The sequence below is a fragment of the Streptomyces sp. GSL17-111 genome (assembly GCF_037911585.1).
In the GTDB taxonomy this organism is placed as follows: domain Bacteria; phylum Actinomycetota; class Actinomycetes; order Streptomycetales; family Streptomycetaceae; genus Streptomyces.
This window is the reverse complement of the sequence record NZ_JBAJNS010000001.1, coordinates 5,789,186-5,807,779: the sequence shown is the minus strand read 5'-3', so window position 1 is coordinate 5,807,779 and position 18,594 is coordinate 5,789,186. Positions and strand designations below refer to the sequence as shown.

Genomic DNA, 18,594 nt, shown 5'->3' with positions numbered 1-18,594 from the left:
ACGCTAGCCAGGGCCCGGAGGGCGGCCAACCCCTAGCGGCCGTGCCGCCGCCCCTATAACAGCCTGTTCAGGGGGGCGGCGGCACGGTGCGTGCTCAGAGGTGCACGGGTGGCCGGACGGCGCGGCTCACGCGGCCACCGCCTCGGCGCGGCCGTTGTCCGTACGGCTCTTCCCGGTGCGGTTCTTCTCGGCGCGGTAGAGCCAGTAGGCGGCCCAGAAACCCGAGCCGCCGATCAGGATCATGGCGACGATCACCGGCCACTGCCAGGGGTCGGAGACGTGCAGGGCGAGGAACCACACCTTGTCCGGGGAGCCGCTGATCTTGATGCCCATCGCCACCAGGCCCTGCGGGAGCGTGCCGACGACGCCGACGGCCATCGCCGTCCACATCAGCGTCTGGCGCCCGGGGGACATCGTCTCGAACGGGGACTTCGCGGTCCCCTCCTCTGGAGTGGCCATGGACGAGGGGGCGCCCGAGCGCATCAGGTGCAGCAGGTCCGGGCCATCGTCCCGCAGCTTGCGCGCGGCCACCGAGCCGAGCAGCACGTGGCTGAGGACACCGGTGAGCAGGGCGGCCGCCAGGCTCGCCCACAGCAGCGCGGGCTGCTCCAGCGCATGCCCCGCCCAGGCGACGCCCAGGGCGGGGCACACCGCCAGGGCGACCAGGAAGAACATCATGAACGACTGGCCCGTGACATCGCCGTGGTCCATCGGCGAGTTCTTGCTCTTGTGCGGGTCCGGGCCGGGCACCAGGACCGCGACGGATGCCCAGATCAGCAGGCCGGAACCGCCGCCGAGGGCGGCGATGTTGGCGGCGAGCGCCCAGGGCAGCAGCTCGGGGTCGCCGTGGAGGAGCGATCCGGCGAGCGTGAGCACGAGGGTGAGCGGGCCGAACACCATCAGCCAGGCGAGCTGGCGTGCGCGGACGTCGGCCTTCTCCTTGCCGGGCACCGTCAGCGTCAGCCAGAGCGCGGTGCCGTCCTGGCCGTAGAGGTTGGCGCAGGTCGCTGCCGCCATCAGTGCGCCGGCCGCGCCGACGAACGGGAAGGCGGCGGTGAAGTCGAAGATCAGCGGGAACAGCGCGGTGATGACCGCGAAGGCCGGGCCGAGCACCATGTTCTGGATGCGCATCGGGTCGCGCCACCAGGTGCGCAGTTCCTTGCGGCAGATCGTCCCCACGTCGCCACCGAGCAGCCGCGGACGCCGAACGGCCTGCTCGGCGGAGGAGCCCCGGACGACGGGGCGGGCCAGCCGCTGCGGTCCGAGGAGCGCGCTCCACGCGACGAACAGCACCACCACGAGCACGGCCAGGGCGACCAGCGGCCCGACCGCCCAGAGCCAGTCGCCGCGACCCGCAGCCTCGACGGCGAGCAGTCCCCAGCTGGAGGGCAGCGCCCGCACCACGGTGGAGAAGATGGACGGGAAGCCGTGCTCCAGGAGCAGGTAGATCCCGATCATCAGCACCCAGGAGAAGGAGCACAGCGAGACGATCGCGGCGGTGACGGTCGCGGTGATGGCGCCGCCGATGCGGGACCGGGCCAGGGCCCGGAACAGCAGGGTGACGACGCGGGACAGGATCACCACGAGCAGCAGGAGCAGCACGACGGCGGGCACCGACACCACGACGGCCTGCCAGCTCAGCCGGGCCGCGAAGGCGATCATCGCGCCGAACGCCAGCACGGTGATCGCCGTGGTGACGGCGACCAGCGCGGCGGCGAGCAGGCCCGTGGTCAGGGTGCGTCGCGGTATCGGCTGGCGGTGGAAGTGCTCGCCGTTGAGGGCGGGTTCGCCGGCGAAGATGGGGCCGACGATCCAGCCGAGCGCCCACAGCGCGAAGGTGACCGCGAGGACGTCCATCAGCATGCGGGGCTGGTTGAAGTCGAGGAACGCCAGAATGACGGTGGTGACGGCGAGGCAGCTCCCGGCGGCCCAGCCGAGGCCGCTCAGCGCCATCTTGGTGTCGGACGTGCTGTGCCGCAGCACGGCCAGCTTCATGCGGATCAGGACGCCAACCACGACAGTCCCTCCCCGCCGCCGACGGTCAGGCCGACCAGGTCGACGAAGGTCTCCTCCAGCGAGCGGCTGCCCCGCACGTCGTCCAGCGGTCCCTCGGCGACGACGCGGCCCCGGGCCATCACGCCGACGGTGTCGCAGAGCTGTTCGACGAGCGCCATGACGTGGCTGGAGATCAGCACCGAACCGCCGCCCTCGACGAACCGCCGCAGGATCTGCTTGATGGTGGCGGCGGAGACCGGGTCGACCGCCTCGAACGGCTCGTCGAGCACCAGCACCCTGGGGGCGTGCAACAGGGCCGTGGCCAGGCCGACCTTCTTGCGCATTCCGGTGGAGTAGTCGACCACCAGGGTGCGTTCGGCGGAACCGTCGAGCTCCATGACGGCGAGCAGCTCGTCGGCGCGCCGGTCCACCTCGGTGTCGTCGAGGCCGTGCAACTGGCCGAGGTAGGTCAGCAGTTCCCGTCCGGTGAGGCGCTCGGGCATGGCCAGGCCGTCGGGCAGGACGCCCATCAGGCGGCGTGCCTTCAGCGGCTCCGTCCAGATGTCGACGCCGTGGACCCTGGCCGTGCCCGCATCGGGCCGCAGGAGGCCGACGGCCATCGAGAGGGCGGTGGTCTTGCCGGCTCCGTTCGGGCCCACGAGTCCGTAGAAGGAACCGGGCCGCACGGTGAGCTCCACGTGGTCCGCGGCCGTGTGGTCGCCGAACACCTTGTGCAGGCCCTCGAGGCGGAACGCGGGTTCCCCTGGTGCGGGGCCCCCGGAGGTCGTGTCCGTCATGGTCGTGTGCTGAGTTACGTCGTCCACCGCATTCCTTCTCCGTGAGACACAGGGCGGCCCAGCGGGGGTGCGGGCCTCGAGTCCTGCCGGCCATCTTGCCAACGATCCTGGCGCGCTTGCGATTTCGCTCGTGCGACAGGCCGGTATACGGCGGTCTTCGTCCGCGTACCGAGTGGGGGGTGCTGAGGGGACTCAGCTCGGACAGCTCCTCCGATGCTCCCCGCACGGGGTCCGCGCCGACACCCCCTATTCCCGCGGACGCGTCCCTCTAGGGGTACCGTCTCTTTCACACGTGCGATCTCTTCGCAATTCGGTCACGAACCCTCCAGCTCGCTGTCGATCAGGGCGAAGATGTCCTCCCCGGTGGCGGCCTCAAGGTCCGCGTCACGGCCCCCGTCCTCGCCCCCGTCCGGGCCCGCCTGGTCGTCCGACCACCGCGCGAGGAGTGCGCTGAGCCGGACCCGCAGCCGGGACCGGTCGCCCGGAGAGAGCTCGTCGGGGGACGCCTCCAGCTCGTCCAGGCCGGCCAACAGCGCGTCCGCCGCACCCGGCGCACGCGGCACCAGTTCGGCGCCGAGCCGCTCGGCGAGCGCCTCCGGGGTGGGGTGGTCGAAGACCAGGGTGGCGGGCAGCCGGACTCCCGTGACCGCGCCGAGCCGGTTGCGCAGTTCCACCGCGGTCAGCGAGTCGAAGCCGAGTTCCTTGAAGGGTCGGTCCCCCTCGACGGCGTCCGTCGCGGCGAAGCCGAGCACGGCGGCCGCCTCCGCCCGCACCCGCTCCAGCACCACGCGGGCGCGTTCGTCCGCCGGCAGGGCCCGCAGCCGGTCGGCGAAGCCGGCCTCCACGGTCGGGGAGGCGGCGGTGCGCCGCGGCCCCCGGACGAGACCGCGCAGCAGGTGCGGGACCTCCGGACGGCCGGTGAACGCGGCGACGTCCACGGCGCCCGGCAGCACGGCGGGGTGGGCCCCGGACAGGGCCGCGTCGAGCAGGGCCGTCCCCGTCCGGGCGGTGGTCGGCGGGAGGCCGGAACGCGCGGCGCGCTCCCGGTCCGCGTCGGTGAGGGTGCCGGTCATGCCGCCGCCGACGTCCCACGGCCCCCAGGCGAGGGAGAGCGCGGGCAGGCCGCGGGCGTGCCGGTGGCGGGCGAGCGCGTCCAGATAGGCGTTGGCCGCCGCGTAGTTGCCCTGACCGGGCGTGCCGAGCGACGCGGAGACCGATGAGTAGAGGACGAACTCACGCACTTCGGGTAGCAGTTCGTGCAGGTGGCGGGCGGCGGTGACCTTGGCCGCGAGCACGGGGGCCACGCGGTCGGGGGTCAGGGCGGTGGCCACACCGTCGTCCAGGACGCCCGCGACGTGGAACACGGAGGTGATCCGCCGGCCGCGCACGGCATCGGCCAGGGCCACGGGGTCGGTGACGTCGCAGGCCACGACCTCGGCGTCGGCACCGGCCGCCCGCAGTTCCGCCACGAGTTCGCCGGCGCCGGGAGCCGATGGGCCGCCGCGGCTCAGCAGGAGCAGGTCACGGCTGCCCCGTTCGACGAGGTGGCGGGCGGTGAGGGCACCCAACGCCCCCGTCCCGCCAGTGACCAGCACCGTGCCCGACGGATCCCACTCACGCGGCAAGGACAACACCACCTTGCCCACATGCCGCGCCTGACTCACGAACCGAAACGCATCCGCAGCCCGCCGCACATCGAACACCCGCACCGGCGGCAACACGAACACACCCTCAGCGAACAACCGCAGAACCTCACGCAGAATCTCCCCGATCCGCTCCGGCCCCGCCTCACCCAGATCAAACGCCCGATACACACACCCCGGCAACGACCCCCCATCCCGCACATCCGCCTTACCCATCTCCACAAACCGCCCACCCGGCACCAACAACCGAGCCGACGCATCCACGAACTCACCAGCCAACGCATTCAACACCACATCCACACCACGCCCACCAGACCGCTCCCTGAACACCCCCTCGAACGACACATCACGCGACGACGCCAACCGATCCACACCCAGACCCGTCACCCCCCACTTCCCCGGCGACGCCGTCCCGAACACCTCCGCCCCCACATGACGCGCCACCTGCACCGCCGCCATCCCCACACCACCGGCAACCGAATGCACCAACACCCGCTCACCCGCACCCAACCCCGCCAAATCCACCAACGCGTAATACGCCGTCACAAACGCAATCGGCACCGCCGCCGCCTCAACAAACGACCACCCCCGCGGCACCACCGCCACCAAACGCTCATCCGTCACCGCCAACGGACCCATCGCCCCACCGAAGAACCCCAACACCCGATCCCCCACCACACACCGAGACACCCCCGGCCCCACCTCCACCACCACACCAGCGGCCTCACCCCCCACCGCCACCTCACCCGGATACATCCCCAGCACATTCAGCACATCACGAAAATTCACCCCCGCCGCACGCACCGCAACCCGCACCTCACCCCAACCCAACGACGCCACCGCATCAGGCGCCCCCACCAAACCCACGTTCTCCACCGCACCCCGCACCGACACCCCCACCCGCCACGCCCCCTCGGGAGCCTGCAGGGTGCGGTCGGTGACGGGTGCCAGGCGTGCCGCGTACAACCGGCCACCACGCACGGCGAGTTCCGGTTCGTCCGTGCCGGGCACGGTAGCGAGCGCCGTCCACGGGTCCGCGTCGATGTCCACCAGCTGCACGCGTCCGGGATTCTCGGACTGGACGCTGCGGAGCAGACCCCGCACGGCGGCGCCCGACACGTCGGGCAGGTCGTCGCCCGGATCGGCCTGCACGGCGCCCCGGGTGAGCAGTACGAGGGTGGCGTCGGTGTCCTTGCGGGCCAGGAACTCCTGGACGGTGGCGAGCATCGCGGACACCCGCGCCTCGGTGCCGTCGAGGCCATCTGCCCCGTCGGCGGGCGCTGAGGTGACGAGCAGCAGGCCGGCCGTCGCCGAGGTGACGTCAGCGACCTGTGCGCAGTCGGTGCCCAGCGCCGCGAGCGCGTCGGCCGCGCCGTACGGGTCGTGCCCCACGACGGCCCAGGACGCCGCGACGTGCGCCGGTTCGGGGAGCGGGACCCAGTCCACCCGGTGCACCGGCCGCGTCGCGGGCACGGCGTCCGCCGGCGCGTCGGCGGCGAGTGGCCGCAGCACGACCCGCCCGACGGAGAGGACGGTCCGGCCCTCCGGATCGAGGGCCAGCAGCTCCACCCCGTCGTCGCCGCGCGACGAGAGCCGCACGCGCAGCGTGGTGGCGCCGGAGGCCGCCAGGGTGACCTGCGACCAGGAGAACGGTAGTCCGGGCGGCCCGGCGGGCGCGTCCGCGCCGGCCGCACGGACGGCGAGCGCGTGCAGCGCGGCGTCGAGCAGCGCCGGGTGCAGCCCGAACCGCCCGGCGTCGGCGTGCGCCGACTCCGGCAGAGCGACCTCGGCCCAGAGGTCCTCGCCCGCTCGCAGGACGCCGCGCAGCCCCTGGAAGACGGGGCCGTACTCCAGCCCGGCTCCGGCCAGCGCAGAGTACAACTCGTCGAGGGAGACGACCTGGCCGCCGTCCGGCGGCCAGGAGGCCGCCGGGGTCTCCGCGGGGAGCGCGGGTCGCAGCGTGCCGGAGGCGTGCCGTGTCCAGGGCTGCCCGTACCAGCCGGTGCCGTCGGAGAGGCGGGAGTGGACGGTGAACGGACGTGCGCCGTCCTCGTCGGGAGCCCCGACCCGCACCTGGAGCTGGACGGACTCCTCCTCCGTCAGGGCCAGGGGGGTGTGGAGAACAAGCTCGTCCAGGTGGTCGCAGCCCGCCTGGTCGCCTGCGCGCACCGCCAGGTCCACGAACGCCGTACCGGGGACCACGATCCTGCCGTGCACCCGGTGCTCGGCGAGCCACGGGTGGGTACGGACGGAGAGCCGCCCGGCGAACATCAGGCCGCCGTCGTCGGCGAGTTCCACACCTGCGGAGAGGACGGGGTGCCCGGTCTCCCCCAGTCCGGCGGACACCACGTCACCGGGGTGCGCGGACGCCGACGGCCAGTAGCGTTCGCGGGTGAAGGCGTAGGTGGGCAGCTCGATCCGCCGGCCACCGGCGGGTGCAAGCAGGGTGACCCAGTCCACGGGCACCCCGCGCACGTGCAGCGCGGCGAGGGCGCGCAGCAGAGCCGCGTCCTCGTCCTGGCCCGCACGCAGGGCCGGGACGGCGGTCGCGTCCTCGGCGATGTGCGGGACGAGCGCGGACAGGGTGCCGTCCGGGCCGAGTTCGAGGAGGATGCGGACATCGTCGAGGGAGGCGATCGCGTCGGCGAAGCGGACCGGTTCGCGGATCTGGCCCACCCAGTAGGCGGGCGTGGCCATGTCACCGGGCGCCGTGGTGACCAGGGGGATCGTCGGGGCGTGGTAGGTCAGCGACTCCGCGACCGCCGAGAACTCCGCCAGCATCGGCTCCATCAGGCGTGAGTGGAACGCGTGGGAGACCACCAGCCGCTTCACCCGGACACCCTCGGAACGCAGCCGCTCCTCCAGCGCCCCGACCGCGTCCGCGTCACCGGAGACCGTCACCGACGTCGGCCCGTTGACCGCCGCCAGATCCACGCCCTCGGGCAGGTCCAGCCCGTCCTCCGCAGCCTCCACCGCCAGCATCGCACCACCCTGCGGCAGCGCCTCCATCAACCGGCCACGCGCCGACACCAGAGCACACGCGTCATCCAACGACAACACACCCGCCACATGCGCAGCCGCCAACTCGCCTATCGAATGACCCACCAGCACATCCGGCACCACACCCCACGACTCCACCAACCGGAACAACGCCACCTCGACCGCGAACAGCGCCGGCTGGGTGTACCCCGTCCGCGCCAGCAGCTCCGCGTCCTCCCCGAACACCACCTCCCGCAAAGAACGATCAAGATCCACGCGCGCACACACCGCATCGAACGCCTCGGCGAACACCGGGAACGCCTCGTACAACCCACGACCCATCCCGACCCGCTGCGCACCCTGACCCGAGAACAGCAGGGCGAGCCCCGGCGCCTCAGGGGCGGCCCGCCCGGTGACGGCGGTGCCGAGGTCCTCGAGCGCGGCGGCCGCGCTCTCGCCATCCGCTACGAGAACGACCGCGCGGTGCTCCAGCATGCTCCTGGTGGTCGCCAGGGAGTACGTGATGTCGGCCGTCGCCCGCCCCGCCAGGGCCTCGCGCAGCCGCTCCGCCTGCGCGGGCAGGGCCTCCGCCGTGCGGGCGGAGAGCAGCAGCGGCAGCAGCGGGGCGGTACTCTCGGACGGCGTGCCGTCACTCGGGCCCGCGGGCTCCGCGAGCCCGTCGGCGGGTGCCGCCTCGAGCACCACGTGGGCGTTGGTGCCGCTCACCCCGAACGAGGACACGGCGGCCCGGCGCGGCCGGCCGGTCTCGGGCCAGGCGCGCGCCTCGGTCAACAGCTCGACCGCACCCGCCGACCAGTCCGCCTCAGGGGTCGGCGCGTCGACGTGCAGTGTCGCGGGCAGCGTGCCATGCCGCATCGCCTGCACCATCTTGATCACTCCGGCGACACCGGAAGCCGCCTGCGTGTGACCGATGTTGGACTTCAGCGAACCCAGCAGGACCGGTTCCACACGGTCCTGCCCGTACGTGGCGATCAGGGCCTGCGCCTCGATCGGGTCGCCGAGCCGGGTGCCCGTGCCGTGGGCCTCGACCGCGTCCACGTCCGCCGGCCCGAGGTCGGCGTCGGCGAGCGCCCGGCGGATCACGCGTCGTTGCGCCGGTCCGCTGGGTGCGCTCAGGCCGTTGGACGCGCCGTCCTGGTTGACGGCCGAGCCCCGGACCACGGCCAGCACCCGGTGCCCGTTGCGAACGGCGTCGGAGAGCCGCTCCACCAGCAGCACACCCACGCCCTCGCCCCAGCCCGTGCCGTCGGCCGCGGCCGCGAAGGCCTTGCAGCGGCCGTCGGCGGCGAGCCCGAGCTGCCGACTGAACTCCACGAAGGCGGTCGGGGTGGACATGACGGTGACTCCGCCGGCGAGGGCCATCGAGCACTCCCCCGCACGCAGCGCCCGCACCGCGAGGTGCAGCGCGACCAGCGACGACGAGCACGCGGTGTCGACGGTGAGGGTGGGCCCCTCGAAACCGAAGGTGTAGGCCACCCGGCCGGAGAGCACAGCCGCGGCGTTGCCCGCGCCCTGGTGACCCTCGCTGACGCCGGGGTCGCCGGCGAGCAGCACCGGATAGTCCTGACCGTTGGTGCCGGCGAACACCCCGGTGTCGCTACCGCGCAGCGCCTCCGGGTCGATGCCCGCATGCTCGAACACCTCCCACGCGGTCTGGAGCATGAGACGCTGCTGCGGGTCCATCGCCAGTGCCTCGCGCGGCGAGAGGCCGAAGAAGCGGGCGTCGAACTCGGTGACGTCGCGCAGGAATCCGCCCTCGCGGACGTACGAGGCGCCCGCGCCGGCCTGCGGGTCGTACAGTCGCTCGGTGTCCCAGCCCCGGTCGTCGGGGAACCCGGAGATGCCGTCACGGCCTTCGGCGACCAGGCGCCACAGGGCGTCCGGCGATTCGATGTCGCCGGGGAAGCGGCAGGCCATGCCGACGATCGCGACGGGTTCGGCGTCGACGGCGGAGCGCGTGGTCACGGTGGAGTCGTCGTCGCCGCCGGTGCCCCGCACGAGGTCGTCGAGGTGGTCGGCCAGCGCGTCCGGTGTGGGGTGGTCGAAGACGGCCGTGGTGGGCAGGGCGAGGCCGGTGGCCCCGGCCAGCCGGTCGCGGAGCTCGACGGCGGTCAGGGAGTCGAAGCCCAGGTCGGTGAAGGCCCGGCGGGGGCCGACCGCGTCGGTGCCGACGTGGCCGAGGACGGCGGCGACGTGCCCGCGGACGAGCTCGGCCAGCTCGCGCCGCCGCTCCTTGGCAGTGAGCGCGGCGAGCCGGTTCACCGTGGCGGAGGCTGCACCGGCGTCACCTTTCGCCGCCGGTCCGGGGGCTGTGGCCTGCGGCGGGGTGGCGGTGAGGCGGTCGAAGAGCCGCTGCGGCCGTACGGAGGTGATCGCGGGAACGAAGCGTGCCCAGTCCACGTCGGCCACGGCCACGTTGACGTCCCCGCCGTCCACGGCGGCTGCGAGCGCGTCGAGCGCCTGCACAGGGTCCATGGCCCGCAGACCGCGCCGCCGCAGGTAGTCGGCGGTGTCGTCGGCGCCCGCCATGCCGCCGCCGGCCCAGGGTCCCCACGCCACGGAGGTGGCGGGCAGTCCGCGGGCGGCGCGCCGCAGGGCGATCGCGTCGAGGGCGGCGTTGGCCGCCGCGTACGCTCCCTGGCCGCCGCTGCCCCAGACGCCGGCGACCGACGAGAACATGACGAAGGCGTCGAGTTCCGCTTCCCGCAGAGCGTCGTCGAGATGGAGGGCTCCGGTGACCTTGGCGGCCAGCACCCGGGCGATGTCCTCGTCCGAAAGGTCGGCGAGGGCGCCGAAGTCGCCGCTTCCGGCGGCGTGCACGACGGCGGTCGGCGGGTGCTCGGCGAGCAGGGCGTCGAGCGCGGTTCGATCGCCGACGTCACAGGCTGCGACGGTGACCCCGGTGCCGGCCGCGGTGAGTTCGGCGGCCAGTTCGGCCATGCCCGGCGCGTCGGCGCCGCGCCGGCCGGCCAGCACCAGGTGGGGTGCGCCACGGCCGGCGAGCCAGCGGGCGACGTGTGCGCCGAGCGCCCCGGTACCGCCGGTGACGAGGACGGTGCCCCTCGGTCGCCAGGGCGTGGCGGGGCGCGGCGGATGCGGTGCGAGCCGGCGGGCGAGGAGACCGCTCGCGCGGACGGCCAGTTGGTCCTCGTCCCCGTGTGCGCCGGCGAGCACGGCGGCCATGCGGCGTGCGGCGTCAGCGTCGGGATGCTCCGGTAGGTCGAGCGCACCGCCCCAGCGGTGCGGTCGCTCCAGCGCGGCCACCCGGCCCATCGCCCACAGCTGCGCCGCCGCCGGGTCGGCGGATTCGCCGTCGCCGGCCGCCACGGCGCCCCGGGTGACGACCCAGACCGGCGCGCCGTCCTCACGCACCGCGCCGGGCAGTGCGGAGAGCCCTCGCGACAGCCCCGGGTGCGCGGGGTGCGGGCGCGGGTCGTGCGGGAGGAGCAGCCCGTCGGCGGACGGGTCCGGCACGGCGGCGACGGTGACGTGGGCACCGTGCGCGCGCAGGGTCTCGGCGCACCAGTCGACCAGCCCCCCGGACGCGGCGACGGTTTGGTCGTCGGGGTCGGCGAGGATCTGCCACGTGCCGTGCAGTGCGGGTGTCCCGGCGTCCGGCAGCGGCTCCCAGGTCGCGGCGTACCGCAGGCTCCTCCGCTCCTCGGTCTCCGAGGCGGGCGGCACGGACCAGTAGTGCTCGCGCCGGAAGGCGTACGTCGGCAGGTCGACGACCCGGCCGCCCCATCCGGCGGTGATGGACGTCCAGTCGAGCGCGGCCCCGGCGGCGTGCGCGGCCGCGACGCCGCGCCACCACGCGCCCACGGGCTCGCGGCCGGCGCGCTGCAGGGCGACGCAGGCGGCGTCGTCATCCGCGTCCAGGCAGGCGCGGACGGCGGCGGTGAGCACCCCGTCGGGTCCCACCTCCACGAAGCGGGTGACTCCCTTGTCCCGCAGCGTCCGCACGGCGTCGGCGAAGCGGACGGGCTCCCGGACCTGGCTCACCCAGTAGTCCGGGCCCACCATGTCGCCCGGTGCCGTGGGGACCAGGGGGACGGCCGGAGCGTGGTAGGTCAGTGACCTGGCGACCTCCGCGAACTCGTCGAGCATCGGCTCCATCAGATGCGAGTGGAACGCGTGCGAGACCAGGAGCCGCTTGACCCGCACCCCCTCCGCGCGCAGCCGCTCCTCCAGCGCGCCGATCGCGTCGGCATCACCGGAGACGGTCACGGAAACGGGCCCGTTGACGGCCGCGAGATCCACGCCCTCGGGCAGTTCGAGGCCGTCCTCGGCAGCCTCCACGGCGAGCATCGCGCCGCCGTGCGGCAGCGCGTCCATCAGTCGCGCCCGCGCGGCGACGAGCGTTCCGGCGTCCTCCAGCGACAGCACTCCGCCGCAGTGCGCGGCGGCCACCTCGCCGACCGAGTGGCCGACCAGGTGGCGGGGTGTCAGGCCCCAGGACTCGGCGAGCCGGAACAGCGCCACCTCCAGGGCGAACAGCGCGCGCTGGGTGGTTCCGGTCCGTTCCAGCGCCGGGGCGTCGCCGCACGCACCGGTGTCCAGCCCGGCCGCCCGGCTCGCCGCCGCGAAGGCGTCGGCGAAGACCGGGAAGGTCTCCAGCCCCTGCCCCATTCCGGCCCACTGGGAGCCCTGCCCCGAGAAGAGGAAGGCCGTCCGGCCCGCTCGCGCGGTGTCCGTGACGGCCTGGGGCGCGGTGCCGGAAACGGCCAGCGCCCGCAGCCCGTCCAGCAGTTCGGCGCGGTCGGCGCCGAGGACGACGGCACGGTGGTCGAGCGCGGACCGGGTGGTGGCGAGCGAAACGGCGAGGTCGGCCGCGGCGAGGTCGGGCCGAGCGCCGACGTGGGCGTGCAGCCGGTCCGCCTGGGCACGCAGCGAGCCCGCGTCGCGCCCGGAGAGCACCCAGGGCACCACGGACGGCACGGCGTCGTGCTCCGTCCCCGGGTCCGTTCCCGGGTCCGTCGCGTCGTCCTCGTCGGTCGGTGGGCCCTCCAGGATCACGTGCGCGTTGGTGCCGCTCACCCCGAACGAGGACACGCCCGCCCGCGGCGGACGTCCGGTGTCGGGCCACGGTCGGTTCTCGGTGAGCAGTTCCACGGCGCCGGCCGACCAGTCCACGTGCGGGCTGGGCGCGTCCACGTGCAGGGTGCGGGGCAGCACGCGGTGCCGCACGGCCTGCACCATCTTGATGACTCCTGCGACACCGGAAGCCGCCTGAGTGTGACCGATGTTGGACTTCAGCGAGCCGAGCCACAGGGGCTCCCCGCCGGCGCGGTCCCTGCCGTACGTGGCCAGCAGCGCCTTGGCCTCGATCGGGTCGCCGAGGGTGGTGCCGGTGCCGTGGCCCTCCACGGCGTCCACCTCGGCGGCCGAGAGCCGGGCGGCGGCCAGCGCGTCCAGCACGACGCGCCGCTGCGCCGGGCCGTTGGGGGCCGTGAGGCCGTTGGACGCACCGTCCGAGTTGATCGCCGAGCCGCGCAGCACGGCCAGCACCCGGTGCCCGTTGCGGCGCGCGTCGGACAGTTTCTCCAGCAGCACCATGCCGACGCCCTCGCTCCAGCCGGTGCCGTCCGCCGCCGCCGCGAACGCCTTGCAGCGGCCGTCGCGGGCCAGCCCGCGCTGCCGGCTGAACTCGACGAACGCCGCAGGGGTCGCGATCACGGTCACGCCGCCCGCGAGTGCCAGGGTGCACTCGTCCCGGCGCAGCGCCTGCATCGCCAGGTGGAGCGCCACCAGGGAGGACGAGCACGCGGTGTCCACGGTCACCGCGGGCCCTTCCAGGCCGAGGCTGTACGCGATCCGGCCGGACAGGACGCTGGTCGCCGTGCCGGTCAGGGCGTAGCCCGCCGCCTCCTCGGCGACGGGCACACCGGTGCCGTAGCCGGAGGACGCGGCCCCGACGTACACGCCGACGGGCGTGCCCCGGACTCCCCTGGGGGCGATCCCGGCCCGCTCGATCGCCTCCCAGGAGGCCTCCAGGACGAGACGCTGCTGCGGGTCCATGGCCTGGGCCTCGCGGGGGGAGATGCCGAAGAAGTCCGCGTCGAAGCGGCCCGCGTCGTGCACGAAGCCGCCCTGGCGGGAGTAGGAGGTTCCCTCCCCCCGCGATTCCGGATCGTAGAGGGCACCGAGGTCCCAGCCCCGGTCGGCGGGGAAGTCGCTGATCCCGTCGCCGCCCGCGGACACCAGGTCCCACAGCGCGTCGGGCGAGTCGATGCCGCCGGGGAGCCGACAGGCCATCCCGACGACAGCGACCGGCTCGTGCCCGACGACGGCCAGTTCGCGGTTGCGGGTCTTCAGCCGGTCGTTCTCCTTGACCAGCGTGCGCAGGGCTTCGACGTAACGTGCGTCGGCGGGCGCGGTCATGGTCAGTTCTCCCCGTCGTCTGCGGCGGCGACGAGACTCAGCAGGGCCTCGCCGTCCAGTTCGTCCACCCGGTGCGCGGCCCCTGTGCCCGCGTCGTCCGGTTCTTCCCCGGCGAGACGCAGCAGGGGGTCGAGCAGCCCCGCCTCCCGCAGGCGGGACAGCGGCAGCCGGGCCAGCGCCGCGCGGACGCGCTGCTCGCCCTCGGCGGGCGCGTCCTCCCCTTCCACGCCGGCCGTGTCCGTGCCGGAGTCCGCCGCCATGCCGCACTCCTCCAGGAGGTGTGCGCCGAGTTCGGCGGGCGTCGGATAGTCGAAGACCACGGTGGCGGTCAGCGGCAGGCCGGTGGCGGCGTTGAGGCGGTTGCGCATCTCCACCGCGGTGAGCGAGTCGAAGCCGAGGTCCCGGAAGGCACGGCCCGGTTCCACCTCGCCGCTGTGCGCGTGGCCGAGCACGAGCGCGGCCTGCGCCCGTACGAGATCCACGGCGGTGTCGAGCCTGTCGTACGGCTCCAGGGCCAGCAGCCGCTCCCGCAGGTCGCCGGTCTCCTCGGGACCGTCGGCGCCGGTGGCGGTGTCGTCACCCGCCAGATGGTCCAGCAGGGGGCTGGTCCGGCCGGAGGAGAAGACGCGGGCGAAGACCGGCCAGTCGACACCGGCCACGGTGACGGTGGGGGCGGTGTCCGACACCGCGTCGGCGAGTGCGTGCAGCGCCACCTCAGGGTCCATGGCGAGGACGCCCCTGCGCGCGAGTTCGTCCTCCGCGCCCCGGGCCATGCCCTCGCCGCGCCAGGCTCCCCAGGCGACGGAGGTCGCGACCGCCCCGCGAGCGGCCCGGCGCAGGGCCAGCGCGTCGAGGCGGGCGTTGGCGGCGGCGTACGCGGCCTGTCCGGCGCCGCCCCAGGTGGCGGCCACCGACCCGAAGAGCACGAAGGCGTCGAGGTCGTCGCCGCAGAGCGCGTCCAGGTGCTCCGCGCCGTCGGCCTTACCCGCCCGTGCCATGGTCAGGTCGTCCTCGGTCAGGTCCGGCAGTACGCCGAGTCCGCCGACGCCGGCCGCGTGCACGACCGCGTGCGGCGGGTGGTCGGCCAGAAGTGCGGCGACCGCGTCGCGGTCGGCGAGGTCGCAGGCGACGACGTCGGCCCGGGCCCCCAGCTCCGCGAGCTCCGCGACGAGTTCACCGGCTCCGGGCGCGGCGGGCCCGCGCCGACCGGCCAGCACCAGCCGCTCCGCGCCGTTGCGCGCCGCCCAACGGGCGACGTGCGCCCCGAGGGCACCGGTCCCGCCGGTGATGAGCACCGTGCCGCGGGGCCGCCAGGGCGCGGCGGTGACGGGGGGTGCGGGGGCCAGCCGCCGGACGAGCGGGGTGTCCCGGAGGGCGATCTGGTCCTCCCCCGTGACCCCCGTGAGCACGGCGGCCAGCGCAGCGCCGGGAACTCCCGCCCGGGGCAGGTCGATGAGACCGCCCCACAGCGACGGGTACTCCAGAGCGGCCACCCGGCCCAGCGCCCACAGGGCGTGGCCGCCCGCGACGGGGGGCTCCTCGCCCGGGAGGGCCACGGCACCGCGGGTGACACACCACAGCCGCGTACCGGTGCCGGCCAGTGCCCGGACGAGGGCGAGGCCGTCGGCGACGGCGGTCTCCTCGTCCAGTCCGAGCAGCGACAGCACACCCGCCCAGGGCTGTCCGGCCTCGGTGACCTCCCGCAGGCCGGCCGCCGGGTCGGCCGGGTCGAGCACCTTCAGGTGCGGAGTGCCGCCGCACCGCCGAATCGCCTCGGCGCACTCCGCCGCGGTCGCCTCGTGCTCCGAGTGGGCGAGCACCAGCCAGCCACCGAGCAGGACCGGGTCGGCGGGCACGGAGATCGGGCACCACTCCTCGCGGTACCGCAGGCCACGGGCGCGCGACCGGCCGTGCCAGCCCGCAAGCGCCGGCAGCACCTCGCCGAGGCGCGCACGGGCCTCCTCGCCGGCCACACCGAGCAGCCCGGCCAGGGCCTGCGTGTCACCACTGCGGACGGTGGACCAGAAGTCGTCGTCGGCGACCGGCTCGGCGGCCCCGCCCCGCGTGCCGGACGCGGGCAGCGGCCAGTACCTCTGGTGCTGGAAGGCGTACGTCGGCAGGTCCACGGCCCGCCCGCCGAGGCGACCGAAGACAGCACGCCACTCGACGTGCGCCCCGTGGACGTGGACCCCGGCGACGGCAGTGAGCAGCGCCCGTACGCCGTCGCTGCCCGCACGCTGTGCGGGCACGACCGTCGCGTCGGGGGCGATGTGCGGGACGAGCGCGGACAGGGTGCCGTCCGGGCCGAGTTCGAGGAAGCGGACGGCACCGGCGTCGTCGGCCCGGCGCACGGCGTCGGCGAAGCGGACGGGCTCGCGGATCTGACCCACCCAGTAGCCGGGCGTGGCCATGTCACCGGGCGCCGTGGCGACCAGGGGGATCGTCGGGGGGTGGTAGGTCAGCGACTTCGCGACGGCCGCGAACTCGGCCAGCATCGGCTCCATGCGGTGTGAGTGGAAGGCGTGGGAGACCGTCAGCCGCTTCACCCGGACGTTCTGGGCGCGCAGCCGCTCCTCCAACGCGTCGACCGCGTCCGCGTCACCGGAGACCGTCACCGACGCCGGCCCGTTCACCGCCGCCAGACACACACCCTCCGGCAGGTCCAGGCCGTCCTCGGCCGCCTCCACGGCCAGCATCGCACCACCCTGCGGCAGCGCCTCCATCAACCGGCCACGCGCCGACACCAGCGCACACGCGTCATCCAACGACAACACACCCGCCACATGCGCCGCCGCCACCTCACCCACCGAATGACCCACCAGCACATCCGGCACCACACCCCACGACTCCACCAACCGGAACAGAGCCACTTCCAGAGCGAACAGCGCCGGCTGGGTGTACACCGTCCGCGCCAGCAGCTCCGCGTCCTCCCCGAACACCACCTCCCGCAACGAACGATCAAGATCCACCCGCGCACACACCGCATCGAACGCCTCGGCGAACACCGGGAACGCCTCGTACAACCCACGCCCCATCCCGACCCGCTGCGCACCCTGACCCGAGAACAGGAACACGGAGTCCCCGCCGCGCACCACACCCGCGACGACCTGAGCCACCTCCTCCCCCGAGGCCAGCGCACGTAGCCCGGCCACCAACTCCTCGCGGTCACCGCCCACGACGACCGCACGGTGCTCCAGCGCCGCACGCCCCGTCGCCAGCGAGTACGCCACGTCCACCGGGTCGTGCTCGGCTGCCGGCTCCAGCAGGCGGGCGGCCTGCGCGCGCAGGGCGGCGGCCGAGCGTCCGGACAGGAAGAAGGGCCGTGGCCCGGGCAGGAGGGGCTGCGGCTCCACCGGCTCCTCGGCGGGCGCCGCCTCCAGGATGACGTGCGCGTTGGTACCGCTCACCCCGAACGAGGACACACCGGCCCGGCGCGGCCGGCCCGTCCGGGGCCATTCCCGTGCCTCGGTCAGCAGCTCTACCGCACCCGCCGACCAGTCCACCTGCGGGGTCGGCGCGTCCACGTGCAGCGTCGCCGGGAGCACTCCCCTGCGCATCGCCTGCACCGTCTTGATGACACCCGCGACACCGGCAGCCGCCTGCGAGTGGCCGATGTTGGACTTCACCGACCCCAGGTACAGGGGTTCGTCCCGATCCTGTCCGTACGTCGCGAGCAGCGCCTGCGCCTCGATCGGGTCGCCCAGGGTGGTGCCCGTGCCGTGCGCCTCCACCGCGTCCACGTCCGCCGGCCCCAGCCCGGCCGCCGCCAACGCGGCCCGGATCACGCGCTGCTGGGCGGGCCCGTTGGGCGCGGTGAGCCCGCTCGAGGCGCCGTCCTGGTTGACGGCCGAGCCGCGCACCACGGCGAGCACCCGGTGCCGGTTGCGGCGGGCGTCGGAGAGCCGCTCCAGGAGCAGAACCCCCACGCCCTCGCCCCAGCCGGTTCCGTCGGCCGCGGCGGCGAAGGACTTACAGCGACCGTCGGCGGCGCTGCCCTCCTCGAAGCCGAAGCCGGAGAACATCGTGGGCGCGGACATGACGGTCACGCCGCCGGCCAGGGCGAGTTCGCACTCGCCGACGCGCAGCGCCTGCGCCGCCAGGTGCAGGGCGACCAGCGACGACGAGCAGGCGGTGTCCACCGAGACCGCGGGGCCCTGGAGTCCGAAGGTGTAGGAGACGCGGCCGGACAGGACGCTGCCGGCGTTTGCGGTGCCCAGGTAGCCGTCGAGCGCCGCGGGGTCGATCACCGACGGGTAGTCGTGGTACATGGCACCGGCGAAGACGCCGGTCCGTCCGCCACGCAGGGTGCGGACGTCGATACCGGCCCGTTCGACCGCCTCCCAGGAGGCCTCCAGGAGCAGCCGCTGCTGCGGGTCCATGGCCTGGGCCTCGCGCGGGCTGATGCCGAACAGGGCGGCGTCGAAGTCGCCCGCGTCGTACACGAAGCCGCCGTGCGCCGTGGCGGGTTCGCCGGGCGTGCGCCAGCCCCGGTCCGTGGGCAGGGGACCGAGTGCGTCCGTGCCGGAGGCGACGAGCTCCCACAGGTCCTCCGGGGAGCGCACGCCGCCGGGGTACCGGCAGGCCATGCCGATGACGGCGACTGGCTCGGCCGCCCGCTCTTCCAGGTCGCGCACCCTGCGGTTCGCGTCGCGCAGTTCCGCGGTGGCGCGCTTCAGGTAGGCCAGCAGCTTCTCCTGCTGGCCCGGATTGCCGGCCGTGCCCGCGCCCGGGCCGGTGGCCGTATCCGTGTCGGTGCTCGCGTCCGTGTCGGTCATGAT

The 18,594-nt window shown here is 74.4% G+C and carries 4 protein-coding genes; all 4 read right to left on the bottom strand.

Going from position 1 to position 18,594, the window contains the following annotated elements; translation table 11 throughout:
• Positions 1 to 126: 126 nt before the first annotated feature.
• Positions 127 to 2,016 carry a hypothetical protein gene (locus V6D49_RS25645; RefSeq protein WP_340563427.1) on the bottom strand — a complete coding sequence of 630 codons (1,890 nt, stop codon included), beginning with the start codon at positions 2,014 to 2,016 and terminating at the stop codon, positions 127 to 129.
• Positions 2,001 to 2,792 (bottom strand): ABC transporter ATP-binding protein, encoded by a 792-nt coding sequence (locus V6D49_RS25640; RefSeq protein WP_340563424.1) that lies wholly within the window; start codon positions 2,790 to 2,792, stop codon positions 2,001 to 2,003. Before V6D49_RS25640 ends, V6D49_RS25645 begins: the two co-directional genes overlap by 16 nt.
• 314 nt (positions 2,793 to 3,106) lie before the next feature.
• Entirely contained in the window at positions 3,107 to 13,816 is a 10,710-nt protein-coding gene (locus V6D49_RS25635) for an SDR family NAD(P)-dependent oxidoreductase (RefSeq protein WP_340563422.1), read from the bottom strand.
• Between the two features lie 2 nt (positions 13,817 to 13,818).
• The gene (locus V6D49_RS25630; RefSeq protein ID WP_340563421.1) at positions 13,819 to 18,591 is read right to left on the bottom strand and encodes a type I polyketide synthase; all 4,773 of its coding nucleotides are present in this window, start codon (positions 18,589 to 18,591) and stop codon (positions 13,819 to 13,821) included.
• Between the last annotated feature and the right edge of the window lie 3 nt (positions 18,592 to 18,594).